Genomic DNA, 16,492 nt, shown 5'->3' on the forward strand with positions numbered 1-16,492 from the left:
AAGGGCACGACAACCAGCCCCATCTAGGCCCCTCGCCTACCGCCGCTGCTCGCTGACCCAGATGACCTTGTTCCATAGGTCCTCGACGCTGTCGGCGAACTGGATATTGCGGTCGTGATTGGGAACCGCAGCGGCCAGAACATCCACGGAAAAGCCTCGTAAGACCTCGAAGGCACGGTGGCGGTTGAGCATCACCACCGGCCGGGAACTGCCCGAGGCCCAGGTGCCGAACAGCGATGATACCGAGGCCAGCGATCCGGGCAACGCCACGAAGGCCGTGCTGGCCGCGCCGAGATAGGCCAGCCGCTCAGCCCGATCGGGCAGCACGGTGATCGGAACACCGCCCAGTGCCTGGGGCAGCACGATGCTGGCATCGGCCACGATCTCGACTGTCCCGCCGGCCGTGCGCGCCGCCGTGATCAGCGGCACGGGGATGATGCCCTGTTCGGCCAGGCACAGCATGCGCGCGCCCTTGCGGGCAAACACCCGTCCGACCTCGCCCATCAGGCTGGCCCGTTCCGGGTCGCCCGGCCCCTTGTCAGAGGCAAAGATGGCGACGGCTATGGCAGACTGGACGGGAGCGGCCATCAGCGCCTCCCCCTGAGGCCACCGAGAATGCCTCGCACGAGTTCGCGTCCCAGCGTGTTGGCAACGGTGCGTGCGAATGACGTCATTGCTGCCTCGGTCGGCGACGCGCGCGTGCTGCGGCGCGGCGCGGCTGCCTTTTCGGCGCGGGCGCGCTCCTTGGCCAATTGCTCGGCTTCGGCCTGACGCTGCGCGTCATATTCGGCACGCTCGTCGGCCAATTGCCTGTCGCGGGCGCGCTTGTGCAACACCTCGAAGGCGGATTCGCGGTCAAGCACGGTGTCATAGAGGCCACCCACGGGCGAGTTCGCCAGCGTTGAGTCGCGCTCTGCCACAGAAATCGGCCCCACCTGGGCCGAAGGTGGACGGATGAAGGTGCGCCCCACCACGGAGGGCACGCCCTTATCCTCCAGCACCGAGACCAGCGCCTCGCCGATCCCCAACTGGGTGATCGCCTCTTCGGTCGAAAAGGCAGGGTTGGGCCGGAATGTCTCGGCGGCGACCCGTACCGCTTTCTGCTCGCGGGGCGTATAGGCGCGCAACGCGTGCTGCACCCTGTTGGCCAGCTGGGCCAAAATGCTTTCGGGAATATCGACCGGGTTCTGGGTGACGAAATAGACGCCCACCCCCTTGGAGCGGATGAGCTTGACCACCTGCTCGACCTTGTCGATCAGCGCCTTGGGCGCATCATCGAACAGCAGGTGCGCCTCGTCGAAGAAGAACACCAGCTTCGGCTTTTCCGCGTCGCCCACCTCGGGCAATTCCTCGAATAGTTCGGAGAGCAGCCAGAGGAGGAAAGTGGCATAGAGCCTTGGCGATTGCATGAGCTGATCGGCGGCGAGAATGGAGACCACACCCCGTCCATCTTTGTCGGTCCGCATCAGGTCGGCAATGGAAAGAGCCCGCTCGCCGAAGAAATTGTCCGCGCCCTGCTGTTCCAGCACCAGCAGCGCCCGCTGGATGGCCCCAATCGAGGCCGAGGTCACATTGCCATAGCGTCCCGAGATTTCCCTGGCGCGCTCCTGAACATCGCTCAGCAATGCCCGCAGGTCCTTGAGGTCGAGCAGAAGCAGACCCTCTTCATCGGCCAGCTTGAAGGCAATGTTGAGCACGCCCTCCTGGGTGTCATTGAGGTCGAGGATGCGGCTGAGCAGCACCGGGCCCATCTCCGAAATGGTGGCGCGCACCGGATGGCCCTGGGCGCCGAACAAATCCCAGAAGATCACCGGATAGACATCATCGGCGAAATCGGTGAACCCGATCTCCTCGGCCCGCTTGGTCTGCCAGCCCTGCGCCTGCCCCAGCTTGGACACGCCAGAGAGATCGCCCTTGATATCGGCGGCGAAGACCGGCACGCCGGCAGCCGAAAACCCTTCTGTCAGCACCTGCAGGCTCACCGTCTTGCCAGTGCCGGTGGCCCCGGTAATCAGACCGTGGCGATTGGCATATTCGAGGTTGAGATATTCCGGCTTGTCGCTCACGCCCAAAAAGATCCTGCCGTCCACGAGCATGCCGCATCACCTGTTGGTCAATCTTCGATCGCTGTTATAGCCGCCGGTGGAGGGCGCGAACAAGCAGACAGGCAGGAGATCCGCACGAAGACGATCGGCCAGACTTGCCATTTGGCAAAATCACTCTTATTTTACGCCACAGGAGTTTTGCGATGCTTGTTGAACTGCCGCGAACCCGGGCCTTGCCGGATGTGCCTGTCATCACCGAAGAAGAAGCAGCCGCCATGGCCCGCGCCGTGACGCGCCTGTTCGAGCACTGGCAATTGAGCGATGCCGAAGCACGCGATATTCTGGGCGGGTTGGCGGCCCGCACCTATGCGCGCTGGAAGGTCGGTGAACCGGGCCGTATCGACCGCGACCTCGCCACGCGTCTCTCCCTCCTCATGGGCATTCACAAGGGCCTGCGCTTTCTCTTTTCCGAGCCCGAGCGCGGCTATGCCTGGGTCAGGAAACCCAATAGTGCCCTTGGCGGCCGCACCCCTGTCGAGATCATGACCGAAGGCAGCATCTTTGCCCTGGTGCGAGTCCGCTCCTGGCTCGATGCGGAGCGCGGCGGCTGGTGAGTGACACCATCGCCATCGCGCATATCGACTGGCCCAGGGCCCACCGGATCATCCGCTCCATCCATCCGCCGATCGACCTCTTCGAGGACATTGCCGATCCCCGCGACTGGGAGGCCCTGGCCTCCGCCGAGTCCAAGACCAACCCGCGCCTCTGGGAGCATCTGGGTCGGCTTGACCTGGTCCCATCGGAGCGGCGGGTTTCAGGGCCCGGCTCGAGCTATCTCATGGCGCCTTTCGTGCATGTCAGTCCCGACCGGCCAGGGCGGTTCACGGATGGCAGTTATGGCCTTTACAGCGCCGGCAGTCGCGAGGAAGTCGCCATCAGGGAAGTCGCCCATCACCAGGCGCGTGCCATGGCCGCAAGCGCCGAGACGCCGGGCTGGACTTCGCAATTCCGTCTTCTGGTCAACAGCGTGAATCTCGACCTGCACGATGTCCGGTCGCTGGATCGCTATCACCACCCGGACGACTACTCCGCCCCGCAGACGCTGGGGCGGGACCTGCGCAATACCGGCAGCAATGGAATTATTTACCGCTCGGTGCGCTGCCCGGATGGGGAATGCGTAGGCATCTTCTGGCCCGACCTCATCCCGGTCCCGGTGCAGGCCGACCATTTTGATTTCCACTGGGACGGCCAGAAGGTCGACAAAATCCGCAATTGCCGGACGCAGGCGATCTTTGGGCTCTAGAACCCAACCGCCCGCATTTCCCCAACCACTGTACCGCGCACATTCCTGGTCGGCTGCCGCGCAAACTGTTCCAGCACGTCCTTCTGCGCCGCATCCGGATCGGCATATTTCAGCAGCAGGCCCGCGACCATGGCATGGCTGGCCGCCATGTTGCCGTCGTCGCATTTGAGCGCATAGCCCCAGCCCTTGTCGCGAATGGCGCCGCATTGCACACCCTCTGCTCCGCCCTTCTGCATGACGCGCCCTCGGAAGGCCGTCATGACCAGCGTATCCAGATGCCCCGTCCCGGCCACCAGATGCGGATGGCTGGTTGCCGCGTCGAACAGCAGTTTCGCGCCGGCGGCATGGCCATTGTCGAGGCCCTTGCCGGTCGCCATGCGGGCAAAGCCCTGCGCCCAGGCGCGCAATGGCGCGGCCCAAGTGGGAATCGAGCAGCCATCGGTGCCACAGCGGTCCTCGGTCAGGTCCTCGCCGATGACATATTCCATCGCGGCCCGCACGGCCTTTTGCACATCGTGTTCACGCTCGACATAGCCCGCCGTCGGCACGCCCATGGCCAGCGCCACGCTCAGCATGCCCGAATGCTTGCCCGAGCAATTATTGTGCAGCGCACTTGGCTCCGCTCCCGCCGCCCGCAGGGCCGCGCGCGCCTTGCTATTGGTGGGCATGTGGGCGCCGCATTCGAGGTCCGAGACGGTCAATCCCATGCGGTCGAGGAAATGAGCGACATTGTCGACATGCTCGTCTTCGCCATGGTGGGAGGCGCAGGCAAGGGCCAGTTCTTCGGCACTGTGATGGAAGCGGTCGATCGCGTGCCGGTCAAAAATCGCCAGCGCCTGCATGGACTTGATGGCCGAGCGCGGAAAGATCGGCCGCTCGACATCGCCGCCCGAGGCTATCAATGCGCCGTCGGCATCGACGATGATGAAAGCCCCGCGATGGCGGTTTTCGACCCAATTGCCACGCACGGCTTCGGCAAGAATGGGGTTGGCGTCCATGCAAAAAGCTCCGGTCCAAGACTGTTCACCACGAACAACCGAGGACCGGAAAAGTCAACATGCACGGAAAGGAGATACGCAGTACTGAGGCAGGCGCGACGGGGTCAGTTGTCCCAGTCGTAGGCGGGTGTGAGGAAGCGGGAATTGACCCAGCCCTTGGTGTCGCTGCGGTCGACCAGGCACCAGTCCGAGCTGTTCTGGACCTCGATGCACCGCTCGACCCAGACATGGACGCCGGGCTCGAAGGCACCGACCTTCTGGGAATAGCTGGCGGGCCACTTGCGCACATTAAGTTGGTCCCAATGAGCCACGCCGGTGATCTGCGCCAGCGTGTCGACCTGGTAGCCCGCGGCCATGGCGGGCTGTACGGTAAAAGCGGCGGCGGTGGTGACGATGAGGCCGCACAGCGTGGCCACGAGCACCTTTTCCTGAGCCTTGTTCATTTGATGTCCCTCTGGACAGGTTGAAGCGTTGAAGGGACCCTAGTGGCCGCCCATTGAACCCATGCTGAGAGTGTCATTCAGACTCCGTTCATCCTCGCGCTGGTTGGCAGAACGGCCAATCCGCACTAGGCTTGATCACAACAGGCGCGGGAAATTCGCGTTGAATAAGAGGAGGTTCGAATGGCCAAGGTTCTGGTGACGGGTGGCAGCGGCAAGCTCGGGCGCGCGGTGCTACGCGATCTGGTCGAGCACGGTTACGACGTCCTCAATGTCGACCAGCAGGCGCTCAGCGAACCCATTTGCCCCAGTGTCAGGATTGACCTGAGCAATTTCGGCGAGGTGGCCGGGGCGGTCCTGGGTGGCGTTGATGAACGAGGGGGCCCCTTCGATGCCGTGGTGCATCTGGCCGCCATTCCAGCGCCCGGTCTTGCCGCCAATGCGCGCACGCTCTCCAACAATGTCACCTCCAGCTACAATGTCTTCGAAGCCTGCCGGCTCGCCGGCATCAAGAACGTGGTCTTTGCCTCCAGCGAGACCGTTCTCGGCCTGCCCTTCGACAATCCGCCGCCCTATGCGCCGGTCGATGAGGAGTATTTTCCACGGCCCGAAAGCGCCTATTCGCTGGGCAAGCTGCTCGACGAAACCATGGCCGCCCAGTTCTGCCGCTGGGATCCGGAACTGCGCATGGTGGGGCTGCGCTTTTCCAATGTCATGTATCCGGAGGACTACAAGGCCTTCCCGGGCTTTGACAGCGATCCGCGCAAGCGCAAATGGAACCTCTGGGCCTATATCGATGCGCGTGACGGGGCGCAGGCGGTGCGCCGGTCCATCCAGGCCGATTTCAAGGGCTTTGAGGCCTTCATCATCGCCAATGCGGATTCGGTGATGTCGCGCTCCAACATTTCCCTCCTGGCCGAGGTGTTCCCCAGCGTCGAGCAGAAGGGCAATATCTCCACCAATGGCACGCTGCTCTCCATCGAGAAGGCAAAGCGCATGCTGGGCTATTCGCCCCAGTTCAGCTGGCGGAACGAGCTGAAATAGCCCAGCCTTTCGCTGTCGCATAGGTCAACTGCAAGCAATTTTGCATCTGAAATGTGCATTTTGGACACTTGTGCTTTTTCTATGCACAAGCATAAGTGCCCTCGATGCCGAGCCCCGACCTGTCCATCCTGATCATCGATGAGAACCGCATTCGCGCCTCGATTATCGAGGAGGGGCTGCGTGAAGCGGGCTATGAACGCGTCGCCGTCATCCATGACGTCAACGAGGTCGGCCGCACCATTGCGCTGACCGCGCCGGACGTCATCTTCATCGATCTCGAAAATCCCAAGCGCGACACGCTCGAGCACTTCTTTTCCCTCAGCCGGGCCATCCAGCGCCCCATTGCCATGTTCGTCGACCGCTCCGACGGCGCGATGATCGAAAAGGCCGTCGAGGCCGGCGTTTCGGCCTATGTGGTGGACGGGCTCAAGAAGGAGCGCGTCAAGCCCATCCTCGACATGGCCATTTCCCGCTTCAATGCCTTCTCGCGCCTCAGCCGCGAACTTGAGGAAGCGCGCAGTGCGCTCGAAGAGCGCAAGATCGTCGACCAGGCCAAGGGCATCTTGATGAAGACGCGCGGCCTGGGCGAGCCCGAGGCCTATGCCCTCCTGCGCAAGACCGCCATGAACCAGAACCGCCGGCTCGTGGACATTGCCCAGAGCCTCATCACCGCCGCCAATCTGCTTGGGCCGTAGGAAATCGCCATGTTCCGTCCCCATCTCACCGCCGGCTTCCTCCCCCTGCTCGACAGTGTCCTCCTGGTTCTTGCCCATGAACTGGGCTTTGCCGAAGCCGAAGACTTCTCCCTCGCCCTCACCCGCGAGACGTCCTGGGCCAATATTCGCGACCGCACGGCGCTGGGCCATTTCGACATTGCCCTGGTGCTGGCACCCATGCCCATTGCCGCCAATCTGGGCCTTACACCCATAGCGACACCGATGATCACCCCGGTCATGACCGGCCTGGGCAACAATGCCATCACGGTCAGTGCTGAGCTCTGGTCGGCCATGGAAAATGCCGGCGCGCCAGGCGACATGGCGGCCGGGCCTGCTGGCGAGGCCCTTGCCAAGGTGGTGCGCTCGACGACACGCAAACTGCGCTTCGGCGTGGTGCACCAGACCTCCTCGCACAATTACGAGCTGCGCTACTGGCTGGCCGCCAGCGGCATCATGCCGGATCGCGACGTGGAGATCGTGGTGCTGCCGCCGCCCCTGCTGCCCGAAGCGCTGGGCGCGGGAAGCCTTGACGGCTATTGCGTCGGCGAACCCTGGAACAGCGTGGGCGTGGTCAATCACGGCGCCCGTATCGCCACCACCAAATCATCGATCTGGCAATGGAGCCCGGACAAGGCCATCGGCATGCGCGCCGACTGGGCTGAGCAGCATCCCGAGATCGTCTCGGCAGTGATCCGCGCCATCTACCGGGCCGCGCAATGGTGCCAGAAGACCGAGAACCGGCTTGAGGCCGCCCGGATCATGGCCGCACCGGCCTATCTCAACCAGCCGGTCGAAATTGTCGCGCGGGCGCTCACCGGCCAGATCGACGGCGGCGTTCAGCAGGTCTCGATGCCGGACTATTTCGTGCCCCATGACGGTGCCGCCAACTTCCCCTGGAAGAGCCATGCCCTGTGGTATTACAGCCAGATGGTGCGCTGGGGCGAGATTGCCGCGAGCCCGGCCAATGCCGATCTGGCCGCCGCCACGTTCCGTCCCGACCTCTATCGTGCTGCCCTCGCTACCATCGGCGCGCCCGTGCCCGCCGAGGACTATCGCCGCGACGGCGACCAGGCCCAGAGCCACGACATCCCCGCCCTCAATGGCACGCTGACATCGGGTCCGAACCGCTTTTTCGATGGCGCCATATTCGACCCCGCCGCCCTCGATTCCTACATCGCCGGACAGCGCTCAAAGGCGTGACTATATTTGTCGCAGTGTGTGTTTCTGCCTAATTGATAGGCGCGCGCCTGTTCAGGCTGCCGCTCCAACAAGCAGATGCGTCACCTCGGCATTGCCCTGTCGATAAATTCAAATCACTGCCAGAGCACAACAAATCGATCCAGCGCCGAGTTGGCACGCTTCGTGCAATGAGGTTGGCGAATGAGCTCCTCCCAAGACGGCTCATAGATATCGGCGTCCGATGCAGGGCGCTCCAATGGCAAAGCCGCCAACTGGCAAGCGTCCGATCTGAGATCGGAGCGCGGATCAGTTGGCGGCTTTTGTTTTTTGGAGTGCTCCGGGCGGGGCCGGTTTGTCGACACAACACGGAGACGATGATGCCTCAGCCTGCCAGCCCCACGCCGCCACGCCAATTGCTCTTGCTGTTCGCGGGTCTTGCTGCCTGCCTGATGGCGAGTACTGCCAGTTCGGCGGCCATGCTCGATGTCGAGAAGGATGAACTCAAGTTCGGCTTCATCAAGCTGACCGACATGGCGCCGCTCGCCGTCGCCTATGAGCTTGGCTATTTCGAGGACGAGGGCCTCTATGTCACGCTGGAGCCGCAGGCCAATTGGAAGGTGCTGCTCGACGGCGTCATTACGGGCGCGCTCGACGGCGCCCACATGCTGGCCGGCCAGCCGCTTGCGGCAACCATCGGTTACGGTACCAAGGCCCATATCGTCACCCCGTTCTCCATGGACCTCAACGGCAATGGCATCACCGTTTCCAACGCTGTCTGGGAGCTCATGAAGCCGCATCTGGAAATGGGCGCTGACGGCAAGCCGGTTCACCCCATTTCCGCGGCTGCCCTCAAGCCGGTAATCGACGAATTCGACGCCGAGGGCCGCCCCTTCAACCTCGGCATGGTCTTCCCTGTGTCCACCCACAATTACGAACTGCGCTATTGGCTGGCTGCCGGCGGCGTCAATCCGGGCTTTTATTCGCCCGAGGATGTCTCCGGGCAGATTGCTGCCGAAGCCTATCTCTCGGTCACCCCGCCGCCGCAGATGCCCTCCACGCTCGAAGCCGGCACCATTGACGGCTATGCCGTGGGCGAGCCCTGGAACCAGGCAGCCGTGTTCAAGAAGATCGGCGTGCCGGTCATCACCGACTATGAAATCTGGAAGAACAATCCCGAAAAGGTGTTCGGCATCACCGCCGAGTTTGCCGAGACCAATCCCAACACAACCATCGCCCTCACCAAGGCCCTGATCCGCGCGGCCAAGTGGCTCGACGAGAATGACAATGCCAACCGTGCCGAAGCGGTGGAAATCCTGTCACGCTCCGAATATGTCGGTGCCGATGCCGAGGTCATCGCCGCTTCCATGACCGGTACATTCGAATTCGAGCCCGGCGATGTGCGTGAGGTGCCCGACTTCAACGTCTTCTACCGCTACTTTGCGACCTATCCCTATTACTCCGACGCGGTCTGGTATCTCACCCAGATGCGCCGCTGGGGCCAGGTCGCCGAAGACCAGCCCGACAGCTGGTATGATGACGTTGCCCGGTCGGTCTATCGCCCGGACCTTTATCTCGAAGCCGCGCGCCTCCTGGTCGAGGAAGGCCTGATCGAAGAAGCCGATGTCCCGTGGGACAGCACTGGCTACCGTGACCCGACAGCCGAATTCATCGATGGCGTCACCTATGATGGCACCGCCCCCAACGCCTATATCGACAGCCTTCCCATTGGCCTCAAGACCGGTGACCGGGTCGAAGGCGCTGAAGTCGTAGCCAGCAACTGATCGCTCAGGTGGCCGGTTCGCCGGCCATCCCAGCCCCGAGGATAAACCGATATGACCCTTGCAAGCGAAGCCTCCACCCCATCGGGCGAGCGCCGGCAAAAACTGTTCACCGCCATCAATCGATCTGCCGCCTGGCTCACCGCACTGGGCCTGGGGTGGCTCGTGCCTCTGCTCAAGATCGCTGCTGGCGACGATCTGCGCGAACAGATGGGCGAGTTGCGGGACAGTCTGTTCTTTCCGCTGCTGGGCATTGCCATCTTCATCATCGCCTGGGCGAGCCTGGCCCCGCAGGTGCAGACCTCGCTCGGGGCCATTCCCGGTCCCGCGCAGGTCTGGGAACAAACCGGCGCCCTCTGGCAGGACCATGTTTCCGAGCGCGAGAAAGAGGCCGAATTCTATGCCCGGCAGGACGAGCGCAACGCCGAACTAGTGGCCGAGGGTCGTGAAGACGACGTCAAATGGCGCGCCTTCACCGGCAAGCCGACCTATCTCGACCAGATCCTGACATCGCTCAAGACCGTTGGCCTCGGCTTCATCATCGCCACCATTGTCGCGGTTCCGCTCGGCATCGCTTCTGGCCTCAGCCGCCCGTTCAATGGTGCGCTCAATCCGCTGGTGCAATTGTTCAAGCCGGTGTCGCCGCTGGCCTGGCTGCCCATCGTCACCATGGTGGTTTCGGCCACCTATGTGGACGCCAGCGACGCTTTTCCCAAGGCCCTGGTCATCTCCGCGGTTACCGTCACCCTTTGCTCGCTCTGGCCCACGCTCATCAATACGGCGCTGGGTGTCGCCTCGATCGACAAGGACCTGGTCAATGTCGGCAAGGTGCTCCAGCTCTCTACTGCCACCACGATCACCAAGCTGGTGCTGCCCTCCGCCCTGCCCCTGATCTTCACGGGCCTGCGGCTTTCGCTCGGTGTCGGCTGGATGGTGCTGATCGCGGCCGAGATGCTGGCGCAGAATCCTGGCCTTGGAAAATTCGTCTGGGACGAATTCCAGAACGGTTCCTCCACCTCGCTGGCCCGCATCATCGTGGCGGTGCTCACCATCGGCATTATCGGCTTCCTGCTCGACCGGGTGATGTTCACCCTGCAGACCGCGTTCACCTTCTCCGGCAAGCGATAGGAGCGGACCATGGCCCTCATTCTCCAGCTCTCCGGTATTTCCCGGCATTTTGGCGAAGGCACCAAGCGCGTTGATATTCTCGACAACATCAACCTGGACGTCGAGCATGGCGAGTTTGTCGCCATTCTCGGCTTCTCGGGCGCCGGCAAGACCACGCTGATCTCCCTCATGGCGGGCCTCTCCGAACCCGACCGGGGTGGCGTCATCTTTCGCGGCCGTGAAATCGACGGCCCCGGCCCGGAGCGGGGGGTGGTGTTCCAGTCCTATTCGCTGATGCCCTGGCTCAGCGTTGCGGGCAATGTGGATCTCGCCATCGACGCCGTGCACAAGCGCAAATCGCGTGCAGAACGGCTCGAACTGCGCCAGCGCTATGTCGAGATGGTCGGTCTCGGCCATGCCCTCGACCGGCGCCCAGCCGAGCTGTCCGGTGGCATGCGCCAACGGGTCGCCGTGGCGCGCGCCCTGGCCATGCAGCCCGAAGTGCTGCTGCTCGACGAACCGCTTTCGGCGCTCGACGCGTTGACCCGCTCCAAGCTGCAGGACGAACTCGCCCTCATTTCGGAGGCGGAAAAGAAGACCATCATCCTGATTACCAATGATGTCGACGAGGCCATCCTCCTGGCCGACCGCGTCATTCCGTTGACACCTGGCCCCGCCGCGACGCTGGGGCCGGCTTTCACAATCGGCATCGAGCGTCCGCGTGATCGCACTGCCCTTAATGGCGATGATCGCTTCATCACCCTTCGGCGCCAGATCACCGAATATCTCATGGATGTGGGGGCCGCCCGCAACCAGTCGGGCGATTCGGAAATGACCCTGCCCAATGTCGTTCCGATCGCGCGGGGCCGCTCGGCGCGTCCGCCAAAAGCCTATGCCGAGGCGGCAGGGGCCGCAGGCAGCCAGAGCTACCTCACCTTTTCCGACGTCTCCAAGGTGTACCCTACCGCCAAGGGGCCGCTCACAGTCGTCGACCGTTTCGACTTCCAGATGAAGAAGGGCGAATTCGTCACCCTTATCGGCCATTCGGGCTGCGGAAAATCGACTGTGCTGTCCATGGTCGCCGGGCTCAACGACATTTCCTCGGGCAGCATCACTCTTGATGGCAATCCGGTGGTCGGCGCCGGGCCGGAGCGGGCCGTGGTCTTCCAGGCCCCCTCGCTCATGCCCTGGCTTACTGCTCGCGAAAACGTTGCCCTGGGCGTCGACCGGGTTTATCCCAAGGCCAGCGCGGCGGAGCGCCGCGATGTGGTCGAATATTATCTCAACCGGGTGGGCCTGGGAGATTCCATGCATCGCCCCGCATCCGAACTCTCAAACGGCATGAAACAGCGCGTCGGCATTGCCCGCGCCTTTGCCCTCTCGCCCAAGCTGCTGCTGCTCGACGAACCCTTCGGCATGCTCGACAGCATCACCCGCTGGGAACTTCAGGATGTGCTGATGGATGTGTGGGCGCGCACACAGGTGACCGCGATCTGCGTCACCCACGATGTGGACGAGGCAATCCTCCTGGCCGACCGAGTGGTGATGACGTCGAACGGGCCGAACGCGCGGATCGGCAATGTCATGGAGGTCGACCTGCCCCGACCGCGCTCGCGCAAGGCACTGCTCGCCCACAAGGACTATTACGCCTATCGCGAGGAGCTGCACGATTTCCTTGAAGCCTACGAGGGCGGCGCCGATCCCGACCAGGCCACACTCGACCATATCCGGTCCAAGCGGGCAGGACGGAGCCAACCTGTTGCGGCGGCAGAGTAGTGCAGAGTGTTCGCACATAAAAGGTGCAACCACTCTCAACACGCAATTGCAGCCTAAAATATGGGCATCATGATGCGGATTGCTGCTGACGGACTGCGTGTCCCGTCATCCAGAGAAGATACGAATGTCACGCTAGCTATTGAAATCGCATAGAAATCTGGACCCTCGTACATCTGGCACGGTTCCTGCAATGAGGTAGCCGAAGGAGCTCCTCCCAAGACGCTCTTTAGTGAAAGTCGACGTCCAAGGGTGGGCGTCCAGTGGCAAGGTCGCCAACAGACACAGACTGGTCCTGAACCAGCCTCGTGTCGGTTGGCGGCCTTTTTGTTTTCAGACCCGAACCGGAGCCCATCCGATGATGCAGCCTGACCCTATCCGCCCTGCCGCCGTGCAGCTCGACTGACCCGATTTCTGGAGCCCAATTATGGAAAAACTGGTCGTTATAGGTGCTGGCATGGCCTCAGGCCGCGCCCTTGAGCACATCTTCGAAGAAGCGCCGGGCCGCTACGACGTCACCCTGTTCGGTGCCGAACCGCGCGGCAATTACAACCGCCTGATGCTGTCTCCGGTTCTCGCCGGGGAAAAGGACTATGAGCAGATCATCACCCACGACTCTGCCTGGTACGAGGCTCAGGGCGTACATACCCGCTTTGGCGAGGCGGTCACGCTGATCGATCGCCAGCGCAAGGTGGTCGTCTCCAAATATGGCGAGACTCCCTATGACAAGCTGATCATCGCCACCGGCTCGGCGCCCTTCATCATCCCTCTGCCCGGCAAGGACCTGCCCGGCGTCATGGCCTTCCGCGATCTCGACGACGTCAACCGCATGGTGGACGTATCGAAGCGCCCCGGCGCCAGGGCCGTGGTGATCGGCGGGGGCCTCTTGGGCCTCGAAGCGGCCGCCGCGCTCAATGCCCGCGGCATGGAAGTGGTCGTGCTGCACCTGATGGGCCATGTGATGGAGCGCCAGCTCGATCCGGCTGCTGGCTTCCTCTTGCAGCGTGACCTCGAAGCGCGCGGCATCAAGGTGCATTGCAAGGCCCAGACCAAGGCCATCCTGGGCGAGACCCATGTCGATGCCGTCAGCCTTGAAGATGGCACCGTCTATGGCGCCGACATCGTGGTGATGGCCGTGGGCATTCGCCCCGAGACACGCCTTGCCGTCGATGCGGGCCTGCATGTGGAACGCGGCATCGTGGTCAATGACCAGATGGTCACCTCAGATCCCGACGTGCTGGCCGTGGGCGAATGCGTCGAACACGAAAAGATGGTCTATGGCCTGGTCGCGCCGCTTTATGACCAGGCCAAGGTCCTGGCCAAGACGATGGCCAAGGTCGACGCCGTCTTCCGCCCGGTGCAGACCGCCACCCAGCTCAAGGTGACCGGCGTGTCCGTCTATTCGGCCGGCGATTTCGCCGATGCCGAGGACCGCGAGGAAATCGTGCTGCGCGATGCCACTTCGGGTATCTACAAGCGGCTCGTGCTCAAGCAGGACAAGATCGTAGGCGCCATGCTCTTTGGTGAAACCGCCGACGGGCCATGGTTCTTCGACATGATCCGCAAGGGCACGGATACGCGTGACATGCGCGACACCCTAATTTTTGGTCAGGCCTATCAGGGGGGAGCCGCGCTGGACCCTATGGCGGCCGTTGCAGCCTTGCCGGATGATGCAGAAATCTGCGGCTGCAACGGTGTCTGTAAATCAACGATCACCGGCACGATCGTTTCCAAGGGCCTGACCGATCTCGATGGCGTGCGCGCCCACACCAAGGCCTCGGCCTCGTGCGGAACCTGTACGCATCTGGTTGAAAAGCTCATGGCTATCACCCTGGGCGACAGCTACAACCCGGCTGCCGTCAAGCCGATGTGCCCCTGCACCGAGCACGACCATGGCACTGTCCGCCGCCTGATCGTGGCCAAAGGTCTCAAGTCGATCCCGGAAGTCATGCAGGAGCTGGAGTGGAAGACCTCCTGCGGCTGCGCCAAGTGCCGCCCGGCCCTCAACTATTATCTCGTGGCCGAATGGCCCGGCGAATACGAGGACGACAACCAGTCCCGCTTCATCAATGAGCGCGTGCACGCCAATATCCAGAAGGATGGCACCTATTCGGTCGTGCCGCGCATGTGGGGTGGGATGACCAATCCCAAGGAATTGCGCGCCATCGCCGATGTGGCCGACAAGTTCGCCATTCCCGCCGTGAAGGTCACGGGCGGCCAGCGCATTGACCTGTTGGGCGTCAAGAAGGAGGACCTGCCCGGTGTCTGGGCTGATCTGAATGCCGCCGGCATGGTTTCGGGCGCCGCCTATGCCAAGGGATTGCGCACGGTCAAGACCTGCGTGGGTTCGGACTGGTGCCGCTTTGGCACGCAGGATTCCACGGGCCTGGGTGTGCGGCTCGAAAAGTTCATGTGGGGCGCCTGGACCCCGGCCAAGGTCAAGCTCGCGGTCTCGGGGTGTCCACGCAATTGTGCCGAGGCCACCTGCAAGGACATCGGCGTCATCTGCGTGGACTCGGGTTACGACATCCAGTTCGCCGGAGCCGCCGGCCTCGACATCAAGGGCACCGAACTCCTCTGCCACGCCAACACCGAAGACGAGGCGCTGGAGATCATCGTGGCGCTGACCCAGCTCTATCGCGAGCAGGGCCACTATCTCGAGCGCATCTACAAATGGGCCAAGCGCGTCGGCAATGAAAGCATCAAGGCTGCCGTGGTCGACGACCTGGCCAGGCGCGGCCAGCTCTATGAGCGCTTCGTCCATGCCCAGCAATTCGCCCAGGTCGATCCCTGGGAAGAACGCGTCAATGGCAAGGATGCCCATGAATTCGCCGCGATGGCCGAATTCGGGCTCCCGGTAGCAGCGGAGTGATGGCGATGACCGAATGGATCGAACTGGGCAATATCACGGCCATCCCGGTGCGCGGGGCCCGCTGCGTCAACACCCCATCGGGCAAGATTGCCGTGTTCCGCACGGCCGAAGACCAAGTCTACGCCATCGAGAACCGCTGCCCGCACAAGGGCGGCCCGCTCGCCGAAGGCATAGTCCATGGAAGCTCCGTCACCTGCCCGCTGCACAACTGGGTCTTTGACCTTGCCACCGGTCAGGCCCAGGGCGCCGACGAAGGCGCGGTCCGCACCTACCCCGTCAGGCTGGAGAATGGCCTCATCTTCATCGCCCCCGACGTGCTCATGCAGATGGCCGCCGAATAGCGGTCCTCTCTGTCCTTTCCCGAGATCAGGAGAAATCCAATGTCCTATGTTGCCCCCAAGGAACTCGCCGCCAAGATGATCGAGGCCGGCGAATCCAAAGTCTTCATGTCCACGAAGGACACGCTGATCCGCGCCTATATGGCTGGCGCCATCCTGGCGCTGGCCGCCGCCTTCGCCGTGACCATCACCGTCAACACCGGCCAGCCACTGGTGGGCGCCCTATTGTTCCCGGTCGGGTTCTGCCTGCTCTATCTGATGGGCTTTGACCTGCTCACCGGCGTCTTCACGCTGGCACCGCTGGCGCTCATTGCCAGGCGTCCGGGCGTGACCTGGCAGGGGGTGCTGCGCAATTGGGGCCTGGTGTTCGTCGGCAATTTTGCCGGCGCCTTCACCACCGCGGTCTTCATGGCCATCATCTTCACCATGGGCTTTTCCCATGCGCCGGACGCCGTCGGCGTCAAGATCGGCCAGATCGGCGAAGCCCGCACCTTGGGTTACGCAGAGGCCGGCTGGTCGGGCATGCTGACCCTGTTCGTGCGCGCCGTCATGTGCAACTGGATGGTCTCGACTGGCGTCGTCGCCGCCATGATGTCCACCTCTGTCTCGGGCAAGGTCATCGGCATGTGGATGCCGATCCTGGTGTTCTTCTACCTCGGCTTCGAGCACTCGATCGTCAACATGTTCCTGTTCCCCTCGGGCATCATGCTGGGCGGCCAGTTCACCTGGGGCGACTATCTGATCTGGAACGAAATCCCCACCGTCGTGGGCAATCTGGTTGGCGGCCTGACCTTTGTTGGCGGCATGATCTACGCCACCCATTATCGGACTTCGCCCAGCCGGGCCCCGGCCGCTCGCGAAGGCCAGGCCACTGTTCGTCCCGCAGAATAATTGACAAA

General features: G+C 62.9%; 15 protein-coding genes. 11 read left to right on the forward strand and 4 right to left on the reverse strand.

Annotated elements, in window-relative coordinates:
• Positions 1–36: 36 nt before the first annotated feature.
• Positions 37–588 carry an LOG family protein gene (locus tag ACXYMS_RS07000; protein WP_458904930.1) on the reverse strand — a complete coding sequence of 184 codons (552 nt, stop codon included), beginning with the start codon at positions 586–588 and terminating at the stop codon, positions 37–39.
• Complete coding sequence (locus ACXYMS_RS07005) at positions 588–2,096, reverse strand: helicase HerA-like domain-containing protein (protein WP_458904932.1); 1,509 nt, start codon at positions 2,094–2,096, stop codon at positions 588–590. The genes ACXYMS_RS07000 and ACXYMS_RS07005 overlap by 1 nt, the downstream gene beginning before the upstream one ends.
• A gap of 152 nt (positions 2,097–2,248) precedes the next feature.
• On the opposite strand from ACXYMS_RS07005, the gene ACXYMS_RS07010 reads away from it, so the two are divergent.
• On the forward strand, positions 2,249–2,659 hold the full coding sequence (locus ACXYMS_RS07010; RefSeq protein WP_458904934.1) for an antitoxin Xre-like helix-turn-helix domain-containing protein: 411 nt from the start codon (positions 2,249–2,251) through the stop codon (positions 2,657–2,659).
• A complete protein-coding gene (locus ACXYMS_RS07015) occupies positions 2,653–3,348 on the forward strand; it encodes an RES family NAD+ phosphorylase (protein ID WP_458905924.1) in 696 nt (231 codons plus the stop codon). Before ACXYMS_RS07010 ends, ACXYMS_RS07015 begins: the two co-directional genes overlap by 7 nt.
• On the opposite strand, the gene ACXYMS_RS07020 is transcribed toward ACXYMS_RS07015, so the two are convergent.
• A complete protein-coding gene (locus ACXYMS_RS07020) occupies positions 3,345–4,346 on the reverse strand; it encodes an asparaginase (protein WP_458904936.1) in 1,002 nt (333 codons plus the stop codon). The two genes, ACXYMS_RS07015 and ACXYMS_RS07020, sit on opposite strands and share 4 nt — an antisense overlap.
• Positions 4,347–4,450: 104 nt before the next feature.
• A complete protein-coding gene (locus tag ACXYMS_RS07025; protein ID WP_458904937.1) occupies positions 4,451–4,789 on the reverse strand; it encodes an SH3 domain-containing protein in 339 nt (112 codons plus the stop codon).
• A gap of 180 nt (positions 4,790–4,969) precedes the next feature.
• Here ACXYMS_RS07025 and ACXYMS_RS07030 point away from each other — a divergent pair, with 180 nt between their 5' ends.
• From ACXYMS_RS07030 to ACXYMS_RS07070, 9 genes are all read left to right on the forward strand, one after another.
• Positions 4,970–5,830, forward strand: coding sequence for an NAD-dependent epimerase/dehydratase family protein (locus ACXYMS_RS07030; RefSeq protein WP_458904939.1), 861 nt, complete (start codon positions 4,970–4,972; stop codon positions 5,828–5,830).
• Positions 5,831–5,934: 104 nt separating this feature from the next.
• Positions 5,935–6,525 carry an ANTAR domain-containing response regulator gene (locus ACXYMS_RS07035; RefSeq protein ID WP_458904941.1) on the forward strand — a complete coding sequence of 197 codons (591 nt, stop codon included), beginning with the start codon at positions 5,935–5,937 and terminating at the stop codon, positions 6,523–6,525.
• A gap of 9 nt (positions 6,526–6,534) precedes the next feature.
• Positions 6,535–7,746, forward strand: coding sequence for a CmpA/NrtA family ABC transporter substrate-binding protein (locus tag ACXYMS_RS07040; protein WP_458904943.1), 1,212 nt, complete (start codon positions 6,535–6,537; stop codon positions 7,744–7,746).
• Positions 7,747–8,174: 428 nt separating this feature from the next.
• Positions 8,175–9,506, forward strand: a complete 1,332-nt coding sequence (locus ACXYMS_RS07045; RefSeq protein WP_458905925.1) for a CmpA/NrtA family ABC transporter substrate-binding protein — start codon at positions 8,175–8,177, stop codon at positions 9,504–9,506.
• 51 nt (positions 9,507–9,557) lie between these two features.
• Positions 9,558–10,631, forward strand: coding sequence for an ABC transporter permease (locus tag ACXYMS_RS07050; protein ID WP_458904945.1), 1,074 nt, complete (start codon positions 9,558–9,560; stop codon positions 10,629–10,631).
• 9 nt (positions 10,632–10,640) lie between these two features.
• Entirely contained in the window at positions 10,641–12,386 is a 1,746-nt protein-coding gene (locus ACXYMS_RS07055) for an ABC transporter ATP-binding protein (RefSeq protein ID WP_458904947.1), read from the forward strand.
• A gap of 424 nt (positions 12,387–12,810) precedes the next feature.
• Complete coding sequence (gene nirB, locus ACXYMS_RS07060; protein WP_458904949.1) at positions 12,811–15,255, forward strand: nitrite reductase large subunit NirB; 2,445 nt, start codon at positions 12,811–12,813, stop codon at positions 15,253–15,255.
• 5 nt (positions 15,256–15,260) lie between these two features.
• Positions 15,261–15,596, forward strand: coding sequence for a nitrite reductase small subunit NirD (gene nirD, locus ACXYMS_RS07065; protein WP_458904951.1), 336 nt, complete (start codon positions 15,261–15,263; stop codon positions 15,594–15,596).
• A 39-nt stretch (positions 15,597–15,635) separates the two neighbouring features.
• The gene (locus ACXYMS_RS07070) at positions 15,636–16,484 is read left to right on the forward strand and encodes a formate/nitrite transporter family protein (protein ID WP_458904952.1); all 849 of its coding nucleotides are present in this window, start codon (positions 15,636–15,638) and stop codon (positions 16,482–16,484) included.
• The last annotated feature ends 8 nt before the right edge of the window (positions 16,485–16,492 follow it).

It is taken from the genome of Devosia sp. CAU 1758 (genome assembly GCF_054482695.1).